The organism is Streptomyces sp. NBC_00459, from assembly GCF_036013955.1.
Taxonomy (GTDB): Bacteria; Actinomycetota; Actinomycetes; order Streptomycetales; family Streptomycetaceae; genus Streptomyces.
This window is the reverse complement of the sequence record NZ_CP107903.1, coordinates 300,205-322,411: the sequence shown is the minus strand read 5'-3', so window position 1 is coordinate 322,411 and position 22,207 is coordinate 300,205. Positions and strand designations below refer to the sequence as shown.

Below are 22,207 nucleotides of genomic sequence, written 5' to 3'. Positions count from 1 at the left end.
GAGTCCGCCATCCCTTACAGATGTGGTGCGGTGTGCGACTGGCCGGCGCAGCCGACTGCGCTGTTCGGCGGCGTGTAAAGGCTCTTGATCTCGAGCTCCGCCGTCGCCGCGCTCCCAGAGCGGTGGGTCTGGTGAGCCGGCGCAGACCCACTGAGCCGGCGAGGGGTCCTGGTCGGTCAGTCCGCGCCGAGCGGAATCCGCAGCCGCACCCGGTAGCCGCCGTCCGCGGTCGGGCCCGCCTGAAGTGTCCCGTGCAGGATGTCAGCCCGTTCCCGCAGGCCGACCAAACCCTGCTGTGATCCGGGAAGGGACAGAGAAGGGCGCGTGGGAGAGGTGTTGGCGACGGTCACGCCGACGTGGTTGCCGTCCTGCCACAGCTCGACGTAGGCCGTGGCGCCGGGGGCGTGCTTGCGGACATTGGTCAGCGCCTCCTGGACCGTGCGGTACAGAGCCCGCTGGGCCGGTGTGCTCACGACGGGCGGGAGTTCGCCCGTCAGCTGTGCGTGAGTGCCGCTTGATTCCACCAGTTTGTGCAGGTCGGCCAGGGTGGGCTGAGGAGTCAGCTCGGTGGCCTGGCCGCCGGAGGCGCGCAGCAGCGTGACCATGGTGCGCAGTTCGTCGAGTGTGGTGACGCTCAGCGAACGGATCGTACGGGCGGCCTCTTTGACGTTCGGGTCCTTGGCGGCGACCTGCATGGCTCCCGCCTGGACGGCGATAAGGCTGACCTGGTGGGAGACCACGTCGTGCATCTCACGGGCCAGTTGGGCACGTTCGCGGGCGAGCACGGCCTGGGCATGCAGGGCCCGCTCATGCTCCCTGGCCTCCTCGATCTCCGTCAGCCGCCGCGCCAAGTCCCGGTGTGCCTGGAGGAGTTGCCCGAAAAGGACCGGGGCGGCAGCGGTGGCCAGGCTGTACACGAAGTCGATCAGCGTCATGGTCCGGCCGACCTCGGAGAAACTGGCCAAGGGCCACGGAAAGCTGCTTGCCATGGCGGTCAGGGCGACGCATCCTGCGAGGAGAGGGCGGCTGCGGGAGCGTTCGGCCAGGGTGAACAGTGCCACAAGCGGGGCGAGGGCGACCGGCTGCGTCAGTGCGATGGGCAGGGTGAGCAGGAAGACGCCGAGCGGGAACCTGCGCCGGAAGACCAACGCGGCACAGCCGAGCGTGGCCGGCCCGACGCCGAGGCGCGTGTGGTCCCACATGGTCAGCCATACGTCCACGGCCGCCACCGCCACCAGGACGATGTCGACGACCGGTGCGGGCACCCGATCCCACAGAGCACGTGCCCGGCTCATCGTGTGGCCTTGGGCTGCGGGCGCTCATCGAGCAGCCCGGACCGCTGCGCGAGCAGCGCGGCCTGCACCCGGCTGGTCACCCGCAGCTTCGTGAGGATCGCGCTGACGTGGTCCTTCACTGTGCCGACACCCAGGTGGACGCGCGCGCCGATGTCGGCGTTCGACAACCCCTCGGCCACCAGGACGAGGACTTCGCGCTCACGGGCGGTGAGCAGCCGGACGCGGGCCGCCTCCTCGTCGACGGCCGGCCGGGTGCCCGGGTGGCTGTGCAGCAGGGTCCGCGACGCCTTGGCGGACAGCACCACACCTCCCGCGGCGAGGGTGCGTACCAGGTGGGCGAGCTGCTCCGGCTCGGTGTCCTTGAGCAGGAATCCGGCCGCGCCGGAGTGCAGCGCGGTCAGGATGTACTCGTCGGCGTCGAACGTGGTCAGCATCGCCACCACCGGGGCAGCCGGCATCGTCCGCAGCTCGCGCAGGACGGTGAGTCCGTCGACGTCCGGCATCCGGATGTCCAGCAGCACCACGTCGGGCCGCTCCCGGCGGACGGTGTCCACGGCATCGCCGCCGCTCGCGGTCGCGACGACCTCGATGTCCTCGGACGTGCCGAGAATGAGCCCGAACCCCGAGCGGACCAAAGCCTCGTCGTCCACCACCACTACCCGGATCACGTGCCCTCCGCCTCACCTTCGTCCCTACCGCCCGGCTCGTACCGCCTCGACCCTAAAGCCCCGGAGCGTCCCTGCAGCGTCTCGGGTGGCAGCTCCAGCCACCCGGCGGGGTATCGCCCTCCGGTCGGCAGGGTCACGGCAGCCCTCTGCCGGATACACCGCGGCTCGCCCGGACTCCAGCCTGAGAGCCATGACACAGCGCGCAGACTCCTCGTCGGCCGTCGCACCATCCCCTGACCATGAGCGCGGTGAGCCCACGACGGGCGCGCCCGGCATGGGCCGGCTGGTCGGACTGGACCTGGCCCGCGGCCTGGCCGTCTTCGGCATGTACGCGGTCCATGTGGGCCCCGCCCCGGGCCAGGGCGGTGTCATCGGCTTCCTGATGGAGCTGGCACAAGGCCGTTCCTCCGCCCTGTTCGCCGTTCTGGCCGGCTTCGCGGTCGCCCTCATCACGGGGCGCCACACACCGAAGACCGGTCTGGCCGGCCGCCAGGCCGTCGCAAAGGTCGTCATCCGGGCCGTGATCCTGATGGCCCTCGGCACCGCCCTGACCTTGACCGGCACCCCGGTCGTGCCGATCCTCGCCTTCTACGGGCTGTTCTTCCTGCTCGTGCTCCCGCTGTACCGGTTGGGCACCAAGCCGCTGGCGCTGATCGCGCTGGGCTGGTCCCTGGTGGGCCCTCAGCTGCTGTACGCGCTGAAGCCGGTGGTCGGCGGCCGCGTATTCCTCTCCCACGGCCAGGCCGACGGGCCCGTCTCGCTGTTCTTCACCGGCGGCTATCCGGCCCTGACCTGGGTCCCGTTCGTCATCGCCGGCATGGCTGTCGCCCGCTGCGACCTGGCCGCCACGGCTGTCCGGATACGCCTTGCCCTAACCGGTGTCGCCCTCGCCGTCACCGCCTACGGCGGCTCCTGGCTGGCGGTGCGTCTCGTGCCCGGTGCCGCCGAAGCCGTCCGGAAAGCCGAACACGGTTCGGGCATGTCATCCATGCCGTCCGGATCGTCGATGCCGTCCGTATCGCCCGACAGCATCGGCATCTTCGGCGACATCCCCGCCGGGATGCTGGCCTCCGCCCCGCACAGCGAGGCGACCCTGTCCATCGTGGGCGCCACCGGTGTGGCGATCCTCGTGATCACCGTGTGCCTGGCCGCCATGGACGCCCTTCCCCGGCTGCGCCGCCTGGCCAAGCCCGTCATCGCGGTCGGCACGATGTCGCTGACGGCGTACGTCTCCCACATCGTTGCCATCTGGCTCCTGGACACCGAGACCCTGACCGTTCAGCCGCTGTACGTCCTGCTCGGCTTCGTCACCTCTGTCGCCGTCCTGGCCACCGTATGGTCCCGCTTCTTCCCACGGGGACCGCTCGAATGGCTGATGGGCAGGGCGACCGGGATCGCCCGACGAGTTCAATGAGACAGCCGAGCACTCAAGACGCCCGTGCAGGTCACACAACCCCGTCCAGCGCCGTCGCCTCCGGCAGCTGCGCGGTCCCGGCGATCACCTCGGGGGAGGCCGGCCGTCTCGGTGCCGCGCCTGGAGCGCAGTACCACCCGCCCCGCGCCGAAACAGACCAGGCTCTGTCACCTGTCCCACTTCGGCTCACCCACCCGCCCCGGCAGCAGGGCTGGGACAGCGCGTGGCGACACCACGCCGGGGCTGTGCGCTGAGATTCCTGCGCACGTCCAGGCAGTGCAGCCGGACGCCGGGCTGCCCCGCATCCCGCGTCGGATGGTCCGCCTTCGCGGACGCCCACCGTCCGCAACGGATCTCACCGAACCCGGCGGCGGCGCCGTACGGCCGAAAGAACTGAACCAATACCGGGAATCAGGCCGCGACGAGCTCCTGCTCGCGATCCGGTGTCTTGACCTTGGGCTTCTTGTTCGGCAGCGAGAGCCGGAAGACCTTGTGCCACGCGGAGAACACCTGCTTGGGCAGCGGACCGGTGACGTACTCCAGCTCGTACTTCTCGAACAGCGCGCGCACCTTCACCGCGACCTCGGCGTACCGGTTGCTCGGCAGGTCCGGGAAGAGGTGGTGCTCGATCTGGTGCGACAGGTTGCCGGTCATGAAGTGCATGGCCTTGCTGCCGCTGATGTTCGCCGAGCCCATCATCTGGCGCAGGTACCACTGGCCGCGCGTCTCGCCCTTGATCGAGCGGCGCTCGAAGACCTGTACGCCTTCGGGGAAGTGCCCGCACATGATCACCGAGTGGGTCCAGATGTTGCGGACCAGGTTCGCGGTGAACGTGGCGGCGAGCGTGGGGAGGAAGGAGGGGCCCGACAGCAGCGGGTGGATCACGTAGTCCTTGAGCACCTGCTTGCGGATCTTGCGGCCCACGGCCCTGGCCCGCGCGCGGAACTCCGGGTTCTTGCGGCGGCGCTTGTGCAGGTTCTTGCCGAGCTCCAGGTCGTACGCCGCGATGCCGTACTCGAAGAAGCACGCGTTGAGGAAGTTCCACAGCGGCTGGCCGAGGTGGAACGGGTGCCACCTCTGGTCCTCGTCGACGCGCATGATGCCGTAGCCGAGGTCGTTGTCCTTGCCGATCACGTTGGTGTACGTGTGGTGCAGCTCGTTGTGCGAGTGCTTCCACTGCTCGGACGGCGAGACGTGATCCCACTCCCAGGTGGTGGAGTGGATCTTCGGGTCCCGCATCCAGTCCCACTGGCCGTGCAGGATGTTGTGGCCGATCTCCATGTTGTCCATGATCTTCGCCACGGACAGACCGGCGGTGCCGATCAGCCACGCGGGCGGGAAGAGCGAGAACAGCAGCACGCCCCGGCTGACCAGCTCGAGCTTGCGCTGCGCCGAGATGACCTTGCGGATGTAGGCGGCGTCCTTCTCGCCGCGGTCGGCGAGCACCTCGTCGCGGATCGCGTCCAGTTCGCGGCCGAGCTCCTCGATCTGCTCCGCGGTCAGGTGGGCGGTGGGGTCGGTGGCGGTCAAGGTGTTCCTACCGTTCGATGTCGCAGGGGCCCGCGGCGGCGGACACGCAGGTCTGGATGAGGACGCCCGGCTCGGCCTCGGTGATCTCACCGGTGCGCAGGTCGCGTACGGCGCCCGCCTTGAGCGGTGTGACGCAGCCGAAGCAGATGCCCATGCGGCACCCGGACGGCATGAGCACGCCGGCCTCCTCGCCGACGTCCAGCAACGGCGTGGCGCCGTCCGCGTCGACGGTCTTGCCGGTGGTGCTGAACGTGACCTCGCCGCCGTCGCCGGCGACGACGATGCTGGGGCGGAAGCGTTCGGTGTGCAGGCGCTCCCGTACGCCGTGCTCGGTCCAGTGCACTTCGGCGGCGTCGAGCATGCCCGCGGGCCCGCAAGCCCAGGTCTCGCGCTCGGCCCAGTCGGGTACGAGCTCGTCGAGACGGGCGATGTCGAGCACGCCGTCCGTGTCGGTGTGCACCTCGGTGAGACGCAGCCTCTTGTCCGCGACCAGCTTGTGCAGATCGGTGCGGAAGATCACGTCCTGCGGCTGTGGTGCGGAGTGGATCATGACGACGTCGTCGAACTCGGTGTCGCGCAGCATTCCCATCACAGGCGTGATGCCGCTGCCGGCCGTCAGGTAGAGCACCTTGGCGGGCTTGGCCTGCGGCAGCACGAAGTCACCGGTCGCCTGGTCGAGCTGGATCAGCGTGCCCGGTTTCGCCCTGCGGACCAGGTGGTTGCTGACCTTGCCGTCCGGGATCGCCTTCACGGTGATCGTGACGCGGCCGTCCTTGCGGTTCGTCGGCGAGGTGATGGAGTAGGCACGCCACAGGCGCACCCCGTCGATGTCGACGCCGATCCGCATGTACTGACCGGCCGTGTGGCCGCGCCAGCCCCGTCCCGGTCTGATCACGATGGTCGCGGCGTCACCCGTCTCGGGGTGCACGGCCTCGATGCGCCCACGCAGGTCGGCGCCCGCACGCAGCGGGCTGACCAGGTCGAGGTAGTCCGACGGCAGCAGCGGCGTCGTGACCATCTCCAGCATTTTCCACGCCCTGCTGCGGAGGGCTGCACTCGTCATGACTCCAGCTTGCTGCGCCTCAGGGCGTAAAGTCCTGTCCGTAGGACGTGAATCTGGTCGGCCTAATTGTTCGCAGGGAACAAAAAATGAGCTATGCAGTCCGGAGGGCCAGCGAACTGGTCCTGGATGAGACGACGGTCACCGCACTTCGGGCCGCGCTGAAGGCCACCGCCGACGAGGTCGTCCAGGCGATCATCGACGAGGTCCCTTCCTACGCCAACGCCCTTTCGGGCCACATGGGCGCCACCATCCGCCGAGCCGTCCGCACCGCCCTGGGACACTACCTGGACCTCGCGAGTGGGAACGCCACGGGCGGCGACGCCGGTGACGCGGCCTACGAGCTGGGCCGCGGCGAGGTGCGCGACGGCCGTTCGATGGACGCCCTGCTCAGCGCCTACCGCGTCGGCGCCCGCGTGGCCTGGCGATGCCTGGCAGCGGGTGCCGTACCCGCGGGTCTGCCCGCCGCCGAGGTCGCCAAGTTCGCCGAACTGACCTTCGCCTACATCGACGAGCTCTCCGCCGCGAGCGCCGCGGGCCACGCCGACGAACTGGCCGCCCGGGGCAGGGACCAGGAGCGCCACCTGGAACACCTGGCCCGCGACCTCCTCGCCGGCGCGAGCCCGGACGTACTGCTGGCCTCTGCTCAACGGGCCGGGTGGCAGCCTCCGGTTTCACTGACCGCGGTCCTGCTGCCCGCCGCCCAGGCCCGGCCGGCCTACCGCGCACTCGACCCGAGCACCCTCGTCCTCGATGATCTGCCGGACGCCACCGGTGTGCTGCTCGTCCCCGACGCCGACCGATCACATCTCCTGCGGCAGCTGACCGACCGCACCGCCGTGGCCGGCCCGCCCCGGCCATGGACTCGTGCGTCCGCCTCGTACGCACGAGCCGCACGCGCGCGCTCCCTCTCCTCCGACATCCGCGACACCGAGGACCACCTGCCCGAGCTGGTGCTGAGCGCCGACGCGGACGCGTTCGCAGACCTGCGTGCCCGAGCCCTCGCACCGTTGCGGACCTTGTCCGTTCCGACGGCGCGACGGCTGGAGGAGACGTTGCGAGCGTGGCTGCTGCACCAGGGCAGGCGGGACGAGGTGGCGGCGGCGTTGTTCGTCCATCCCCAGACGGTCCGGTACCGGATGTCGCAGCTGCGGGAGCTGTTTCCGGATCTCGCGTCGCCAGACCGGGTCCTTGAACTGACGCTGGCAGTCGGTCTTCGGGTCAGCTGACGCGTACGCCGACCGTCCACGACCGCGTCCGCGTCCGCGAGCGATCCAGGAATCATGCCTCGTTCTCGGTGCTGTCAGCTGGTTCATGCGGCCTGTCGAAGAGCGGCATCGGCCGGTTGAGACAGTCGGGGGCTGATGTGCAGACCGGACGAGCCCTCGGGAAGCCCGTGGCGTGGAGGGCGCTGTCCTGGCACGAGCTGACCCCAGGAGCACGCGGGCTGCAGCCGGATGACCGGATGACCGGCGGGGCGGCCAGGTCGGGTCACCAGGCACAGGGGGCTGGGCCGCTCGTGCCGGGGGACCACCGTGGTTCTGCGACGGCCCCGTGCCTGCCTTCCCACAGGTCAACCACCGGACGACCGACCGAGCCGGGCCGGGCCGGCACACCGCGCGAGGGATGATGGGGATGGAATGACGGAATATGAGGTCAGGAGCTTCCATGGCGAAGCGGGTTCACCGACCCCGTGAGGACGCGGAGTTCAATTTCATCCTCGGGATGAGCACAGTTCCGGTCCTCGCATACTTCACCGGGACATGGCCCAAGGCAATCGAGCCCTGCCGGGTGATGGACCTCGTCGTGGGTGGCATCGCCGACGACTACACGGGCCGACTGACGGCCATCCGCGTAGACATCACGCGCTGTCCGGCTGCGACCGAGCGATACGGGATCACCGGAGCCGCGTCCTACGTCCTGCTGAAGGAGGGGGAGGCGGTGGCGCACGGCACGGGGCCGACGACCATCACCGAGGTACGACAGTTCCTGGACGGCCACCTCTGAGCGACCGCTGCGGCACGTGGCCGCGACGCCCGTCCGCTTCGTCCATGGGAGCTGCGCCGCCTGAGACACCTTGGGGCTGAGACACCCCGCACCGCGAGCACTATCGCCGCCGACGCCATCGCGACCCGACGACCACTGGGATCCGCACGGCATCGCGCACGTTCCCCTGCCGCCGACCGACCCTGCCGCTCCGCGTCTCTGTTGAGGGTCATCGCGCTGCCGCGGGAGGTGCCGCAGGTCCAGAAGTAGCCGCCGGACAATGTGGCGTTGAGTGTGCCGGTGCTCTCAATGTTGCCGGAGACGTTGCACTGGGGGCGATGAGCTGGCTGACGTTCCAGCTCGTGCTGTTGTAGTCGGTGCCCGCGCCAGCCGGTGTTGTCCGTGACGACGTCGCTCTGCGCGCAGGCGAGGGACCCACCTGGCGGGCGCGTTCGTCGGCGTGGACGACGGTGATGAAGGCGTGAGCGAGCATGGTCAGGGTGAGCCAGCGGGACCAGGCGGTGAAGCGGCGAACCCGGTGCTCGTCCAGTCCAGCCAAGACCCTTTCCGGGGGGCAGGTTTCCTCCATCCGCCATCTTGACTCGGCGACGCGGACCAGTGTGGTCAGGGGCGCCGGGCGGGGCGACCAACAGCGGTAGTAGGCCAGTTCACCGGTGGTGCGGTTGCGGCGGATCAGGAGCTGGTGGCTTCTGTCAGGCCCGCTTGGGCACCATGGCGGCAAGGGCATCCGCTCGGAACTTCCCTGCCGCGGTGGTGACTTCGTGGGAGCAGGCCATGGCGAGCACGCAGGCGACCCCGCGCTTTTGCAGCGCGAACCGCAGTTTCGGGTTGCCGCCGTAGACCTCGTCTCCCGCCACCCAGTCCGCGCGGTGCTCGGAGTCAAGGAAACGGCCCATCATGCGGGCGGCCAGCTCAGGCTTGGTCGCGAGGACGGTGTCCTCCTCCAGGCCCGCAGCCCGGCAGCGGTCCGGGTCGCATGTGCACGAGCTCGGAATGCACGGCTCGCGGTTCACTGCCGCGTGTCCGCGGCGGCCCGCGTAGACGAGACAGACGGCGACCTGGGATTTGCTATCCTGCCGGCGGTGCCGGTGTACTGGCGCTGCACCTCGACGGTGTGCGTGCCCTTCTTCACGTCTCCGGTCTCGTCGACGACCAGGACCGCATCTGGGTCGTGCAGATGCTCCACCACGTACTCCCGTACGTCATCGCCTACCGGATCAGCATCCCACTTGGCCCGGCCCAGCAGGTGCTGCATGAAATCAGGGCTCGCCTCTCCGGCCCACTCGGCGATTGTCCAGCAGTTCTTCCACGGCCGGTCCGCCAGCAGCCCGCGCACGAAGTCCCGCGCCCGAAGGCGTGGTTCGACTCGCGCGAACATCGCCGCTGTCCGGCTCGTCAGAGCCTCGAACGCCTCCTGCCACCGGGCAGGGTCTACGCTGTGAGCTGCGGCCACCGCATGATCTTCGTTTGTGCACACAGCTCACGATGACCATGGGTGACCTCGGCCGTCTTGTCGTCGACCCTGACCAGCCGACATGACGATCTGTGCCTGGAGTGGGCGGCGGTCGATGGGGCCACGCAGGCGGGCCGTCTCGTATCAGGAGGACATATGCGGCGTGGCGAAGTCTGGTGGGCTGATTTCAACGAGCAGCGGGCAGTTGTCCTGCTGTCGGGAGAAGATGCGTCCGGTTTCTTGGCGATGCAGGTCGTCGCTCCCGCAGGCACCGATCTCAGCGGCGTGGCCGTTGAGGTGGCAGTAGGTGCTCCCGAAGGACTGCCTCTCGAAGGCGTCCTGAGAGTCGCACTTCCACGTCCCGACCTCATCCCTTGCAATTGGTTGGTCACCCTGGCCAGGGAAGACCTGATCGGGCAGGCGGGCGTCCTGCCGTCCGCGAAACTCAGCGAGATCGAGGACGCTCTTCGTCTCGGTGGACTCAAGTAGGCGGAGAGGGATGGACGCCGCCGATGGCGCGGCGGTCTCGTCGAGAGGGTCAATGGTGGCCGCGCGAATTCAGCGGCGCGCCCACTCACAAGATCGTGATCTACGGCTGGAGTACTTGCCGTGGACTCCGTCGAGTACCCGGGCCGTGGGCTGGTCGGCGGGTGCGAGATAACGGGAATACCAGCGTGTTCCTCCGGAGAGATGGTGTTGCGGGTGCCGGTGAAGTTGAAGCGGATGTAGCGCGCGCGGCCGGTGGCGTGCTCCCCGTGATCCGAAGAGATGCGGGTGACGAGCGAGAGGCTGGCCCGTCCGACTTTCTCGGCCTGTAGGGGCAGTTCTCAGCGCGGGGTCTGGCACTGCCCCCAACGACGGGGAGACCGAGACCATGCACGCGCACGGCTAGGTTCGTCCCTTGAAGGCCGACGCATCGCCCATGGCCTATGCCGAAGCCGGGAGCGTTCGCGTCATGTGCCCGGACCGTCACACCACCCACGACCACCGCCTCACGATCACCGGAGTACGGGAAGCAATCGCCCTTGGGCGGGCGCCCGGCTCCGAGGACATCGAGATCACGGGAGTGGCGGGCATGACCGGATTCTGCGGCCCCGACCCGATGCACGGCAACGCAGCCCAGCTCATGGTCGACACCTTCGTGGCGATCATCACCGGGAAGATCACGTCGCGGGGCGTCCTGCGTGACTGTCGCGGGTCCGTTGCGCTCGTTCTGCCCGAAGGCGACCCGTCGCGTCGGCGTCACCTGGAGCGGGTCGGCCGGTATCGCTACCGCCTCTACGACGGTGGTGTGCTGTTCTACTCGTCTCCGGATCTGCAAGTCCACGAGATCTGGCGGGAGAGCGACGGGCTCTCGTGGTGACCGGGTCTCCCTGAGGGCAGGCGCTGAGCAGCAGAAAGTGTCGGACCACCCGCATGTGCCGGTGGTCGTGAGCTCGTTGCGGAGGGTCTCAAGGGCGTTCGAAGGCCGTGAAGAGTTGAGGGTGGCGTTCCGGGTGCAGGCGTTGGTCGCGACGGCGCACGCGGCGTCCGGGGCACCGGTCTGCAGGTGGGCGGGGACGGTGCGGGTGAGGCCGACGATGTGGTCGCGGACCTAGCGGTCGGCCGCGTACCGGACGTGTCGTGCCTGATCGAAGTGGGTGAGGGCGCGGCGGGGGCCATTGAGATCGAGGGCGGAGGATGTCGGCGGCCACCTCGCATTCGCATTCCCCAAGTATGGTCAGATACGTGATCATGTGTGGCAATCGATGAGGGCTGGGTGGCAGCGGGCCTCCAAGAACGCCTGGTAGGCACGGCGTATCGAGGAACTTGCACGGCTCAGCGACATCGAGCAGCCGCGGCCGGCGACGGGCATCCGGTCTGGGCCGCCCAGGGACAAGGCGGTGACGGACTGGGGCCGGGGGGTACGCGCCTGGTGCCACGACGCGGCGACGGCGAAGTGGACAGCAGCGTCGGGGCGCAACCGCTGGCGGTGGCGGCGGACACATGGACCGCGGCCGGATGCGGGTTCATGGGCGGTGTGGTCACCCACCCAGGCGCCCGCAGGCGCGGTCTTGCGCGGGCCGTGTACGGCTTCTTGGTGGACACCCTCGTCAACCAGCACGGCCGGGCCACGCTCATGGTGCTCACCGGCAACGCCCCGGCCATCGCCACGTATGAACGCCTCGGCATGGCCAAGCGTCTTTTCCGGGCCGGGCACATCGCACATCGCGGATCGCGGAGGCGCCGGTCGGCAAGGACTGCCCGATAGCCACTGGCGGCAACCTCTACTCGGTGCCCGCCCGCCGGGTCCGCCCCCGCCAACTGGTGGGGACCGACAAGAGCGACCAGCGCCGGTCAGGAGATCGCGGGGGACCGCCAAACGTCTTACAGTGCCTGCCCTCGCAGTACTGGACGTGATCTACTGCCGGGCATGCCGTTGCTGATGCTCGACCTCGACAACACCTTGGTCGATCGCGATGCCGCCTTCCGGGACGCGACGGCCGCTTTCCTGGCCGAGCACGCACTGCCCGAATCCGACATTGAATGGCTGATGTCCACCGACGCCAGCGGATACACATCCAGGGAAGCTCTCGCCACGGCCGTAGCCGAACGGTACGGAGCGTCCCTGCGCGAGACCGCCATCCGCGTCTTTCTCGATCGTGGCGCCGCGGATCGGGTTGTCCTGGCCGAAGCCACCCGCAACGCGCTAAGCAAGGCAACCACCGAGGGCTGGTCCTGCATGATCGTCACCAACGGCCGAACCGTGCAACAAGAAGCCAAGATCCGGAACACCGGACTCGACCGGCTGGTCCATGGATGGACGATCTCCGAGGAAGTGGGCCACAAGAAGCCCGATCCGGCGATCTTCAAGGCGGCGGCAACGGCCGTCGGAGCCTCCCTCCAGGAGGCCTGGATCATCGGCGACTCACCCCAGGCCGACATCGCCGGTGCGCACAGGCTTGATGTCTCGAGCGTCTGGGTGTCAGGCGGCCGACCGTGGACCGAGGCGGCCTACCGACCCACCCATGTCGCCGACAACGTCGCATCCGCGATCCACTATGTCATCGGCATCCAGACAGAGCGGCAACGGTAACGGCACCGACCTGCTCTCTCTGCCCAGGTCGAACCAGTGATGTTTCGGCACTGCCTGACACAGGTTCGCCGGAACATGTGCGGTTTGCTGAAGGTCTTGTTCGTGGTCAGGGTGATCGAGCTCTTCTCATAACGCTTCAAGATCAGCTGGAGGACCAGGTTCACCTCGGAACCCTGGTGAGCGTGTAGGTCAGCAGATACCCGGCCACGCTGACCGACGCGGGCTGGATCCTCGGGCGCCGACGACCGCACTCCGGGAAGTCGTTACCTGCTCACCACGCGAGGAGGAGCGGGATGACGCACCCGGACACCTTCGCTCGCCTGTCCACACCCGCCCAGCTTCTGACGCCGGCCGACGAGGGCATCGGCGCCTACCACTTCTACACCACGTGCGACCAGCAGCAGGCCGCCTTCAGCGGGGGAGACGCGCTCGACGCGGTCCGCCAACTCGTCGCCCGCCCCGACACGGACACCAACACCGTGTACGTCCTCGACTTGGCGAAGGGCCTGGAGGGCCCACATCTTCCATCACACAGTCCGGCCGACCCACCGTGGTCGAAGACAGGGCTGTCCAAGACTTGTCCCGTAAGTGATGGTGTCCAGTCTCAGTGGGGTTCGGTCGATGCTGTTGAGAGCGAGTGAGTGCTGAGCGAAAACCAGGTCGACGTGGATCAGTGTGGTAACCGATCATGTGGTCATGCCGCTGAGAGAGACCCTTGCCCGAGTCGATGTGGACCTGGCCGCCGGCCGGGTTCCGGTCGCGCGCCAGCGTTTGCGCGGTCTCGTCTCCTCCTTCCCGTACGACCTGACGCTCCGTCGGCGTCTGGCCGAGGTGTACCGGCTCTATGGCGACTCCGCCGAGGCCGGACGCTGGATGTACCTCGAAGAGGACCGCAACGCCGACGAGACCGCCGCCTTCGAGGCGCGGTACGGGTCTCCCGGGTGGCGCATGAAGGCCCTCGCCTGGCGCGACCCTGAGGCGATGGCTGCCACCTCATTCGCGAAGAGGCAGCTGGTCGCGGTGCGGACTGCTTGCGCCGAGGAGCTGGGGCACCCCGTCGGCTGGGACGACCCCGCCTCCTACAAGGACGGCTTGGAGGAAAAGTACGAAGCGCCCTCCGAGCCGTGGACGGTCGGCGGTGTGCTGGCGGGTGTCGGCTGCCTGGTGGGGGTTCTTGCGTTCGTCGCGATCTGGGTAAATGGAGTTGTTGCCCTCTTTGATTGACCCAGGTCACCAGGGTCGGTTAGGAGCGCTGCTCGAAATTCGGTGGGACCGTCCAGAACGGCCGTGAACGGGGCACCTGGGCGAGGCGAAATGATCTCGCGGTGTTCTGCTGTGATCACAGCGTCGCAGCCGTGTTGGGCAGCCCCGTTCACTGGGTTGAGCCCTCGCTGTTTCGGCACGCTGGTGTCGCAGCTGCGGTACGAAGAAGGTGACACGGTCCGCAGAGGTCGGCCGTGGAGCCTGCCACGAGGGCGGGTCGGTCACGGACATCACCGTCGGCGGCTGCGTGGAACGGGTCGACACCATGCGTCGAGTCGATGTCCGCGGGGGTCAGCGCAAAGTCGACTTCTACCTTCGGCCGCGGGCACTGGATCTCGTCCCTGAGTACGCCCCGGCCACAATCCGGGCGTTCAGGCTCGCCGTCGGCCGGCTGAGCATCGAAGAACTCGTGGATCGCTATCCGATCCGGTGCCGCCCGGTCCGCGACCTGATCGTGGATAACCTGCACGAACGGCAGCCATCGTTGGATTACACCAGCCTGGACACTGTGTCGCGCACGCTGGCCGGGCTGTTCTGGACCAGGGTCGAAGCACTTTCACCGGGCATCGATTCCCTGAGGCTGCCATCGGCACTGGCCCGAGCCTGGACGACAGACATCGCCACCAAGAGACGCAGCACGATCGGTCCAGACGGCACCGCCGTCGAGGTCGTCAGTCCCAGGCTGAACGCCAAGGACGAGCTCATTCGCGTCCGCGCCTTCTATCTGGACGTCGCCCATTGTGCTGCGGCAGAGCCAGCCCGCGGGGCACCGTGGGTGGTGCCCCGCCCGATCAGCAATGAGGAGATCAGCAAGGCCAAGGACCGCAAACACCGCAAGGCCCGGATGGACCAGCGCACTCGCGAATGGCTTCCCGCCCTGCCGGTGCTGGGCGACACAGTGGACCGCAGGCGACGCACCGCGGCCGAGCACACCCAGGCCCGGGGATCTGATCCCCGACACCGCCGGAGCCTTGCGCAGAACCGTTGCGCCCAAGGCCGCCGGGCACTTGACCTGGGCCGAGGAGACCTTGACCGGGCAGCGGCGGAACCTCACCTACGAGGAGAGCGAAGCCTTCTGGGCCTTCGCCGCGATCGAGGTCCTGCGCCTGACTGGCATCCGCAACGAGGAGCTCCTGGAGCTGACCCACCACAGCATCACCGAAACCCGGCTCCCAACCACCGGCGAAGTCGTGCCCCTGTTGCAGGTCGCCCCGTCCAAGACCGACAGCGAACGGCTCCTGCTGGTCAGCCCGGAACTGGCGGACATCATTTCCACCATCATCCGCCGCCTGCGAGGAAGCAGCGGTGTGATCCCGCCGGTGACCTCCTACGACGTCCACGAGCGGGTCTGGAACCCGCCGATGCCGCTGGTGTTCCAGCGCGATATCGGCACCGAACACCGCGCTTTCACCCCGACCGCGCTCCGCAAGTTTCTGATCAACGCGCTGGCCGCCACGGGCCTCACTGATGCCGCCGGCGAACCGCTCGTCTTCTCCCTGCACGACTTCCGAAGGATCTTCGTGACCGACGCCATCATGAACGGCCTGCCACCGCCTATCACCCAAGTGATCTGCGGGCATAAGAGTCTTGATACGACGATGGGTTACAAGGCGATCTACCCGGCCGAGACGATCGAGGCCCACCGCGCCTTCATCGGCCGTCGCCGGACCACCCGACCCAGCGACGAATATCGGACGCACACCGAGGAGGAATGGGACGCTTTCCTTGCGCACTTCGAGAAGCGCAAGGCGTCCATCGGCACCTGCGCTCGCGCGTTTTTTCAAGCCCTTGTGTTCATGAACACGCCTGTGTTCGTTGCTCGCTCGTCTGGCCGGACCCGGCCCAGCGCGGCCTGTTGGAGGAGATTCGAGACAACCCCGTTGCCCGCATCACCGCGACAGCCGACCTCGTTACCTGGGACGCTACCGAACTTGATCGGGTGATGTCGGGCTGTTCGCCGGACAGCGCGCAGGTGGCCTCGGTAGTCCTGGCGAGGTGAGATATCCGCAGGGTGGCGGCTTGACTGACACCGAGAGGGACGCACGGGAGCGGGTCCGGCTCCAGGCTGTGGCTTGCTTCGAGAGTGGGACGAAGAGCCGGGAGGTCGCTGACGCATTGCGGGTCTCGGAGCGGTCGGTGGAACGCTGGCGACGCCAGTGGCGTGAGGGCGGCCACGCCGGGGTGGCGTCCAAGGGGTCACCTGGTCGACCTCGGCTGTCTGACGCACAAATGGCCAGGTTGGAGCGCGAGTTGGAGCGTGGGCCTCTGGCACACGGGTGGATCGACCAGCGATGGACCCTGGCTCGGGTGAAGACGATGATCGGCCGCCTGTTCCACGTCTCGTACACCGTGGAGGGCACATGGCGTTTGCTGCGGCGCCATGGCTGGTCGTGGCAGCAGCCCGCCCGGCGCGCGATCGAGCGTGACGACGACGCGGTGGAGCTGTGGAAGCGGGAGGTGTGGCCGCGGGTAAGAGCACCGCGGCGGCGAACGGAGCCTGGGTGGTCTTCGAGGACGAGGCCGGCCAGTCGATGACGCCGCCGCGCGCCAAGACGTGGGGTCGCAAGGGCAGCACTCCGGTCATCCGGGTGCGCGGACGGGGATCGGGCCGTGTGTCGATGGCGGGCATGACCTGCTACAAGGCTGGTGAGCGGTCCCGTCTGATCTATGCGATCCGCGAGTACCGGGGCCGCAAGGAGGAGCCGAAGGGCTTCGGCTGGAAGGACTATCGTGACCTGGTCATCCGCGCCAGTACACAGCTCGGCGGGCCGATCGTTCTGGTGTGGGACAACCTACGCATGCACCTGGTCGCGCCCCTGCGGGAGTTCTTCGGGGCAAACGCTGATTGGCTCACCGTGTTCCAGCTTCCAACCTACGCACCCGACCTCAACGCGCAGGAGGGCATCTGGTCCTTGGTCAAACGCGACATCGGCAACCTCGCCGCCGCGGACCTCGGCCAGATCACCCGCGCTGTGAAGCGCAAGCTGAAGATGTTGCAGTACCAACCGGGGGTAATCGACGGCTGCCTCGCCGGCACCGGCCTGACCCTGTGATCGTGATTGTCAAAAGATGCCGAAGAAGCGATGCCACCAGCTGGGCCGCTGAACGTGCGAGGGCAGTCGGCTCGGCCCGTCGTAGTCGAGCTCCAACACTTCCTCGGCGACCACCACGTAGCCGAGCTCGACCAACGCGCGATTCACCTTGGCAAGGTCGACACCGTCCAGTGCGCCCTCAGCCTGGGCATCCTCCGTCCCGAAGAAGGCTCCCGGGTTGTCCGCGCAGACCAGAGCCAATGAGCCGAACTTGCTCACACAGACCACGATCCGGGTTCCGCATACGGTCGCGTCCGCAGGCACGACGACACGTCCGTACTCGCTGGAGTCCTGAGTGTCGTGCTCAGCCGTGCACCGAGCTGCGAAGTCACCTTCGAGCCGGCTCACCAGACCGCTGAACAAGGCCGCAGTCTCGGCACGGTTGTAGTGCTGCGGCCACTCCAGCCACTCCGGGTCATCGAGCCCGCACAGCAACGCCAGCAGATCCGCTTGACTCTCGGTCATGCGGTCATCTTGACGCAACAGCCATACGTGGAACGGCTCGGGGTACCACCACGCTCACCGTTCCCCGACATCACCCATTCAAGTTCAGTATCGAGCAGCCCCACCGCACAACACGCGACTATACGGCGTTCGGCCCGTTCCATTTCGACCGCCGCCAATACGACGACGCCTTGCGCGCTCTGAGCGCGACAATCAGCTCCGACAACAGGTGAGTTCACCCGCGCCGTCCCATCAAGTTCAGCAGGAGTCGCCGCATGGATCCGGCAGATGGTCACGCGGACGAAATCGCTCTGAGCGCTGAAGAGTACGACGCCGTCAGGGCAGCCCTCGCCCGTGTCACCAGCACCAGAGGCGGAGCACAAGCCCACTCCCTCAACTCCCTCCTCGCACAGTGGAGCGCCTTGGTGCACGAGGTAGAGGAGGGCTACTCGTGGTGCGCGCCGGAGCTCGACCACGATCTCTCGTGCCGGAGCGCGCTCGCGGGAGTCTGGCCGCTGCTGCCCTCACGTGTTCGCGCGCTCAGGCAACCGGAACTCGATTGCATCGACGTTCGCTATCGCCGCGCGACGATTCCATGGCCTGACCGCCCCGAGGAAGGTGCTCGATGGTGGACATGGCGTGTTCCCCGGCGCCTTGAGGTCGAGGCTGCAGAACAACGAGATCCTGACTGGCCCTTGGGATGGGAGATGATGCCGTTCCCCGACCCGCTTCCGTGGCAGTCGTCACTTGACACCGCGTGTCGATCAGACCCCAACCAAGCGAATGTAGTTTTAGAGCAGCTTGTGTCAGATGCTCGCTCCTCCGGCCGGATCCAGCCCAACGGGCACGGTTCGTCGACATCCGCGACAACCTCCTCGCCCGCATTGCCGAAGCCGACTGCGAAGGCTGGCTGGGCGATGTCGAGAGACTCCAGGCCAGCCTCACCGGAGGAACTTGCCTAGCTCGACCGCCGCCCCATCAGCCACAGCACCATCGACCGCGGCCTCCGTGCTCCGCCGAGAGCCTCCACCAGCACCTCATGAAAGCAAGCTGATCGATGCCCAGTGGATATCCGTGGTCGCTGAGGAGCTGCACACCTACGATCCACTCCATGCGCAGTGTGTTCGTGTTCCCTGCAGGTGAGCGTGCTGAGACAGTCGCGTCGCTCGATCGACATCTGCCCGAGCAGAGCGATCCCTGGACTGTGGAGGACAACCTCTACATCGAGATTGACGATGAGCAGACCGGCTACCTCTTCTCCGACTGGGATCCCGACGACGTGGCGGCCCTGGAAGCGGCCGTCGGGCATCGCCCCACCTGGGCAGTGAAGATTGACATCTCCGGACGAATCGGCGGCACCACAGAGGTTCACCAACTGGTCGAGCTGTTGCTTGAGCATAAAGGCGTGGCGACCGACGACTATTCCGGCCACCCCTGGACCTTGCAGGAGATCAAGTCTGGAGCATTGAACGCCAGCCTGCGCTTCTTTGAACCGTTCCGGGTTCGATAGAGATCTCAGATGTTGGCTGTGACCTGGAGATTCGTGGTTGCTCGGTAGAAGTTGGCTTCGTATTCGACGGGTGGGATGTGCCCGATCTCACCGTGGAGTCGGCGGTGGTTGTACCAGTCGACCCACTCGGCAGTGGCGAGCTCGACGTGCGACAGCGTCTTCCACGGCCGCTGCGGCTTTATGACCTCGGTCTTGAACAGGCCGATCGTCGACTCCATGAGCGCGTTGTCGTAAGCGTCGCCAACCGACCCGATCGAGGCCGCGATCCGGACCGAGTCCAGGTGTTCGGCGAGGCGAAATGATGTGTATTGCGACCCGGCATCGGAGTGGTGCACCAACTCGCCGGGGATGGGTGGACGACCGTCTCGGTCGCGCTGCCACAGGCCCATGTCCAGGGCGTCCAGGACGAGTTGGGTCTGTTTCGACAGCGATGCGGACCAGCCGACGATGCGGCGGGAGAAGGTGTCCACGATAAAGGCGACATAGACGACGCCCGCCCAGGCGGCGACGTGTGTGAAGTCGGCGACCCAGGTCCGGTTCGGCGCCGGTGCGACGAACTCGCGGTCGAGCAGGTCCGGGGCCCTGGCCGCCGCCGGGTCCGGCATGGTCGTGATGACCTTCTTGCCGCGGACGGCGCCGGCGATGCCGATCTCGCGCATCAGACGCTCGACCGTGCAGCGGGCCACTTTCTGGCCCTGGCGGTTCAGCTGGCGCCAGACCTTCCTCGCACCGTAGACACGGTAGTTGGCCTCGTAGACCTCCTTGATCTGTTCCTTGAGCCCCTCGTCCCGCACGGACCGCGGCGAGGGCGCCAACTGGCGTTTCTTGCAGGCGTAGTAGGTGGAAGGGGCGATCTTGCAGCCGTGCTGGGTGAGCACGCGGCAGATCGGCTCGACACCGCCGAAGCGGCCCTTGTGCTCGTCGATGAACGCTACGAGCGCGTGTGTGGCCGGTCGAGCTCGGCCGCGAAGAAACTCGCCGCCGCCTTCAAGATCTCGTTCGCCCGCCTGAGTTCGGCGATTTCCTTCTTCATCGCCTTGACCTGCGCGGACTCCTCTGTCGTGGTCCCCGGCCGGGCTCCGTTGTCGATCTGGTCCTGGCGGACCCACTTGCGCAGCGTCTCGGTCGTCCCGATCCCCAGCTTGGCGGCGACCGCCTTCATCGCGGACCACTCGGTGTCGTACTCGGGCCGCACCTCGGCGACCATGCGGACCGCACGTTTGCGCAGCTCAAGGGGGTAAGGGGAAGGGCGTGCCATGACTCGATCCTCTCAAATGATCGAGTCCCTATCGAACCCGGAGCGGTTCACTTCGACTTTCGGGCTTACCACGAACTCAACTGCGAGTAAGAACCTCCTGACTCGATCACCGCGCAACGGCTAGTTCAGAGAAGCCTGCGTGCGCTGCCCCCGTCCTTCGGCCGGACTCTGAGCAGATGCCCCGCCTGGAGGAGATCCGCGCCAACCTGGTCCTCCACCGTCTCCACGCGGCCGGAGAGCAGGGCTGGCTCGTCGAGGTCGCCGCGATCGAGGCCGGCCTCGCCGCCGAGCAAAAGCTCCAGGTGATGCACGATGTCGCCACCCGGCACAGCATCGTTCACCTCGGCATGCCCGACTTCCGCACCAACGCAGGCCGACTCATCCCGTGCCCCGGTAGCAGCTGACGAGCCTCGTGCTACTGCCGCGCACCAGGAGCCACGAGATGGGCTCAGGCGCGCGGCGGCAAGACCTCGATCACGGTGGCCCTTCCGACAACAGGTCGGGCTTCGTGCATGGTGATCACATCACCGCACGTCAGATGCCTCCACTGCTCGGGGCTCAGGGGAGCCAGCCGAACGTCCGCGGTTTGTCCCGGGCAGAGCTCCTGCGCATACTCCACCCAGAGCCTTGCGACGTTCAGCTCACGCTCCCCTTCAGCGGTGCGGTTGCCGATGTCCCACATCGGCCGAAGCTGTCCGTCTGCGGCAAAGACAGTTTCGCGTCGGCCTTCCCCCGAACCCACCAGGCTCAGGGTCGCCCGGACGGTGCCGTGCTGGGCTTCCCAGCCCCGCCACTCGCACCAACGGCGGCTGCGATCGAGCATCATCTGGCGAGCTGCTTCGGCGAGGAGTTCCCAGAAGTCCACGGACACGGGGTGGACATCCCCGATCTCGATGAGAACGCCGAGCACCATCTCCCACTCTTGGCGCCGGATGTCCTCGCGCACGTCCCCGACCGTCTGTCCGTTCTCTGCCACTGCGTCGTCAGGCAGCAGGTCGACGGCCTGCCGAAGGAGTGTGAAGGCATCATCCATACGCTGCATTCTCCGCCGTCCCCGGTGTCGGCATACACGTCGAAGTGCCCAGGCGGGTAGACGCGAACATGCTCACCGCGTCGCACACGATGACAGCCCCGAGGCCGTTGTATCGGCGAACGGCTGGGCCGCCGTACTACGGCGCCTGCGGTATGGCCGGCACGGGAAGATCGAGAAGGCGGGCGAGGGCGGCTGTGACGGGAGCGCAGTGGGCCGGCAGGTGTTCGGAGGCCCAGTCTGCTGCCAGTTCGAGGAAGTCGGCCAGGTCGCGTTCGGCACCGGCGAGCAGCTGGCGGAGCTCGGTGTCGGACAGTTCGATCAGCGGGCTGTCGCTCTGTTCGGCGTTGACGGTGAGCCGGATTGTGTCGCCCGTACGCTCCGCAACCGGTGAAACGGGCTCGTGACCGAAGCCGAGCAGGGTGCCGTCGTCGACGAACTGGTGCCAGTCGCGCCAGTCGTCCAGGCCGTCGCAGCAGCCGGGTGCGAAGGTGACGCCTGTGGAGCTGTCGGTGACCCGCAGGCCGCCGGCCGCGAAGAGGCACTCGAAGGTCAGCAGTCCGTGGAGGAACGAGCTGAGCGCGTCGGCCGGACGAGGCGGGCGGTCGCCGTCGGGGTCGATGTCATTGCAGCCCGCGATGCGCATCACCGCCGTCCCGACCTCGGCGGGTGAGAGATCACCGCTGAGAGGCAGGAAGCTGAACGGCTCGATCGCGGCTATGGGCCAGAGGTCGAAGCCGTCAGGGGCGTAGATCTCCAGGACAGGCTGCATGACGATCACCCGGCGAAGTGTTCCACATCCCCCGCCCGAAGCGCGTCCCGATTTCGCCGTGCCCTCGTCGCGGCCAAGCTGAACACCATCGGTTGTACCGTCCTGAGCAGATACGGGTGTACCCCGACGCCCGGACACCCGTTGAGGGGCAACCCGGCCGGAGTTGGCAGCGCGACACGCCCGAATGCTGCCCGGCACCGAGATCGTTGCCCACTACTTTGAGCAACTCGACTGTGATCCGGCCCCGCGGGGCCGTCAGCTGGGCTATTGAACTGGAATGCGTGATGTCGGTCTGCCGTCTATGAGAGGTGCCGTCACACCAGGGCGATGTACCT

At 67.5% G+C, this 22,207-nt stretch carries 22 protein-coding genes and 2 pseudogenes; 14 read left to right on the top strand and 10 right to left on the bottom strand.

The annotated features are described in order from the left end of the window. Positions 1-176 precede the first annotated feature (176 nt). Positions 177-1,295, bottom strand: coding sequence for a sensor histidine kinase (locus tag OHN74_RS01195; RefSeq protein WP_327692602.1), 1,119 nt, complete (start codon positions 1,293-1,295; stop codon positions 177-179). Continuing rightward, positions 1,292-1,951, bottom strand: a complete 660-nt coding sequence (locus OHN74_RS01190; RefSeq protein ID WP_327699942.1) for a response regulator transcription factor — start codon at positions 1,949-1,951, stop codon at positions 1,292-1,294. Before OHN74_RS01190 ends, OHN74_RS01195 begins: the two co-directional genes overlap by 4 nt. A gap of 202 nt (positions 1,952-2,153) precedes the next feature. Between OHN74_RS01190 and OHN74_RS01185 the strand changes: the two genes are divergently transcribed. Then, positions 2,154-3,377, top strand: coding sequence for a DUF418 domain-containing protein (locus OHN74_RS01185; protein ID WP_327692601.1), 1,224 nt, complete (start codon positions 2,154-2,156; stop codon positions 3,375-3,377). 186 nt (positions 3,378-3,563) lie between these two features. Here OHN74_RS01185 and OHN74_RS01180 read toward each other — a convergent pair whose 3' ends face one another. From OHN74_RS01180 to OHN74_RS01170, 3 genes are read right to left on the bottom strand one after another with little or no spacing between them, the layout of a single operon-like run. Next, positions 3,564-3,779, bottom strand: a complete 216-nt coding sequence (locus tag OHN74_RS01180; protein WP_327692600.1) for a DUF6207 family protein — start codon at positions 3,777-3,779, stop codon at positions 3,564-3,566. A 9-nt stretch (positions 3,780-3,788) separates the two neighbouring features. Next, complete coding sequence (locus OHN74_RS01175; RefSeq protein ID WP_327692599.1) at positions 3,789-4,907, bottom strand: fatty acid desaturase family protein; 1,119 nt, start codon at positions 4,905-4,907, stop codon at positions 3,789-3,791. A 7-nt stretch (positions 4,908-4,914) separates the two neighbouring features. After that, positions 4,915-5,970, bottom strand: coding sequence for a ferredoxin reductase (locus OHN74_RS01170; protein ID WP_327692598.1), 1,056 nt, complete (start codon positions 5,968-5,970; stop codon positions 4,915-4,917). An 86-nt stretch (positions 5,971-6,056) separates the two neighbouring features. On the opposite strand from OHN74_RS01170, the gene OHN74_RS01165 reads away from it, so the two are divergent. Both OHN74_RS01165 and OHN74_RS01160 read left to right on the top strand, forming a co-directional pair. After that, the gene (locus OHN74_RS01165) at positions 6,057-7,196 is read left to right on the top strand and encodes a helix-turn-helix domain-containing protein (protein ID WP_327692597.1); all 1,140 of its coding nucleotides are present in this window, start codon (positions 6,057-6,059) and stop codon (positions 7,194-7,196) included. Positions 7,197-7,635: 439 nt separating this feature from the next. Beyond that, positions 7,636-7,974 carry a thioredoxin family protein gene (locus tag OHN74_RS01160; protein ID WP_327692596.1) on the top strand — a complete coding sequence of 113 codons (339 nt, stop codon included), beginning with the start codon at positions 7,636-7,638 and terminating at the stop codon, positions 7,972-7,974. Positions 7,975-8,666: 692 nt separating this feature from the next. Here OHN74_RS01160 and OHN74_RS01155 read toward each other — a convergent pair. Next, positions 8,667-9,352 (bottom strand): annotated as a pseudogene (locus tag OHN74_RS01155) (IS701 family transposase). A 117-nt stretch (positions 9,353-9,469) separates the two neighbouring features. On the opposite strand from OHN74_RS01155, the gene OHN74_RS01150 reads away from it, so the two are divergent. The 9 genes and pseudogenes from OHN74_RS01150 to OHN74_RS42800 all read left to right on the top strand — a co-directional run bounded on the left by OHN74_RS01150 (position 9,470) and on the right by OHN74_RS42800 (position 16,819). Next, a complete protein-coding gene (locus tag OHN74_RS01150; protein WP_327692595.1) occupies positions 9,470-9,916 on the top strand; it encodes a type II toxin-antitoxin system PemK/MazF family toxin in 447 nt (148 codons plus the stop codon). A 412-nt stretch (positions 9,917-10,328) separates the two neighbouring features. After that, entirely contained in the window at positions 10,329-10,790 is a 462-nt protein-coding gene (locus OHN74_RS01145; RefSeq protein ID WP_327692594.1) for a hypothetical protein, read from the top strand. 552 nt (positions 10,791-11,342) lie between these two features. Continuing rightward, positions 11,343-11,678: a GNAT family N-acetyltransferase gene (locus OHN74_RS01140; RefSeq protein WP_443060329.1), complete on the top strand. Its 336-nt coding sequence runs from the start codon at positions 11,343-11,345 to the stop codon at positions 11,676-11,678. 162 nt (positions 11,679-11,840) lie between these two features. After that, positions 11,841-12,503, top strand: coding sequence for an HAD family hydrolase (locus OHN74_RS01130; RefSeq protein WP_327692593.1), 663 nt, complete (start codon positions 11,841-11,843; stop codon positions 12,501-12,503). 293 nt (positions 12,504-12,796) lie between these two features. After that, positions 12,797-13,144, top strand: coding sequence for a hypothetical protein (locus OHN74_RS01120; protein ID WP_327692592.1), 348 nt, complete (start codon positions 12,797-12,799; stop codon positions 13,142-13,144). 55 nt (positions 13,145-13,199) lie between these two features. Then, positions 13,200-13,727 carry a DUF6584 family protein gene (locus OHN74_RS01115; protein WP_327692591.1) on the top strand — a complete coding sequence of 176 codons (528 nt, stop codon included), beginning with the start codon at positions 13,200-13,202 and terminating at the stop codon, positions 13,725-13,727. A gap of 90 nt (positions 13,728-13,817) precedes the next feature. Continuing rightward, positions 13,818-13,973 (top strand): annotated as a pseudogene (locus tag OHN74_RS01110) (IS5/IS1182 family transposase); the annotation flags it as partial. Between the two features lie 800 nt (positions 13,974-14,773). Further along, complete coding sequence (locus OHN74_RS01105) at positions 14,774-15,709, top strand: site-specific integrase (protein WP_327692590.1); 936 nt, start codon at positions 14,774-14,776, stop codon at positions 15,707-15,709. Between the two features lie 52 nt (positions 15,710-15,761). Beyond that, a protein-coding gene (locus OHN74_RS42800; protein ID WP_443060328.1) for an IS630 family transposase occupies positions 15,762-16,819 on the top strand; the annotation gives its coding sequence in 2 pieces (ribosomal slippage) (positions 15,762-16,218 and positions 16,218-16,819; 1,059 coding nt in all). A 9-nt stretch (positions 16,820-16,828) separates the two neighbouring features. Here OHN74_RS42800 and OHN74_RS01090 read toward each other — a convergent pair. Beyond that, a complete protein-coding gene (locus OHN74_RS01090; RefSeq protein ID WP_327692588.1) occupies positions 16,829-17,323 on the bottom strand; it encodes a hypothetical protein in 495 nt (164 codons plus the stop codon). Positions 17,324-18,413: 1,090 nt separating this feature from the next. Between OHN74_RS01090 and OHN74_RS01085 the strand changes: the two genes are divergently transcribed. Then, complete coding sequence (locus tag OHN74_RS01085) at positions 18,414-18,812, top strand: hypothetical protein (RefSeq protein WP_327692587.1); 399 nt, start codon at positions 18,414-18,416, stop codon at positions 18,810-18,812. 5 nt (positions 18,813-18,817) lie between these two features. On the opposite strand, the gene OHN74_RS01080 is transcribed toward OHN74_RS01085, so the two are convergent. After that, positions 18,818-20,070 (bottom strand): IS3 family transposase gene (locus tag OHN74_RS01080; protein ID WP_443060327.1). Its coding sequence is split into 2 segments (ribosomal slippage): positions 18,818-19,788 and positions 19,788-20,070, totalling 1,254 coding nucleotides; the frame shifts between segments, so codons are not numbered across the junction. Positions 20,071-20,246: 176 nt separating this feature from the next. Here OHN74_RS01080 and OHN74_RS01070 point away from each other — a divergent pair. Then, positions 20,247-20,474 (top strand): hypothetical protein, encoded by a 228-nt coding sequence (locus OHN74_RS01070; protein ID WP_327692585.1) that lies wholly within the window; start codon positions 20,247-20,249, stop codon positions 20,472-20,474. A gap of 44 nt (positions 20,475-20,518) precedes the next feature. Here the strand turns inward: OHN74_RS01070 and OHN74_RS01065 are convergent, their stop codons facing one another. Both OHN74_RS01065 and OHN74_RS01060 read right to left on the bottom strand, forming a co-directional pair. Further along, complete coding sequence (locus tag OHN74_RS01065) at positions 20,519-21,103, bottom strand: hypothetical protein (protein ID WP_327692584.1); 585 nt, start codon at positions 21,101-21,103, stop codon at positions 20,519-20,521. A gap of 136 nt (positions 21,104-21,239) precedes the next feature. Further along, positions 21,240-21,872, bottom strand: coding sequence for a hypothetical protein (locus OHN74_RS01060; protein WP_327699939.1), 633 nt, complete (start codon positions 21,870-21,872; stop codon positions 21,240-21,242). Between the last annotated feature and the right edge of the window lie 335 nt (positions 21,873-22,207).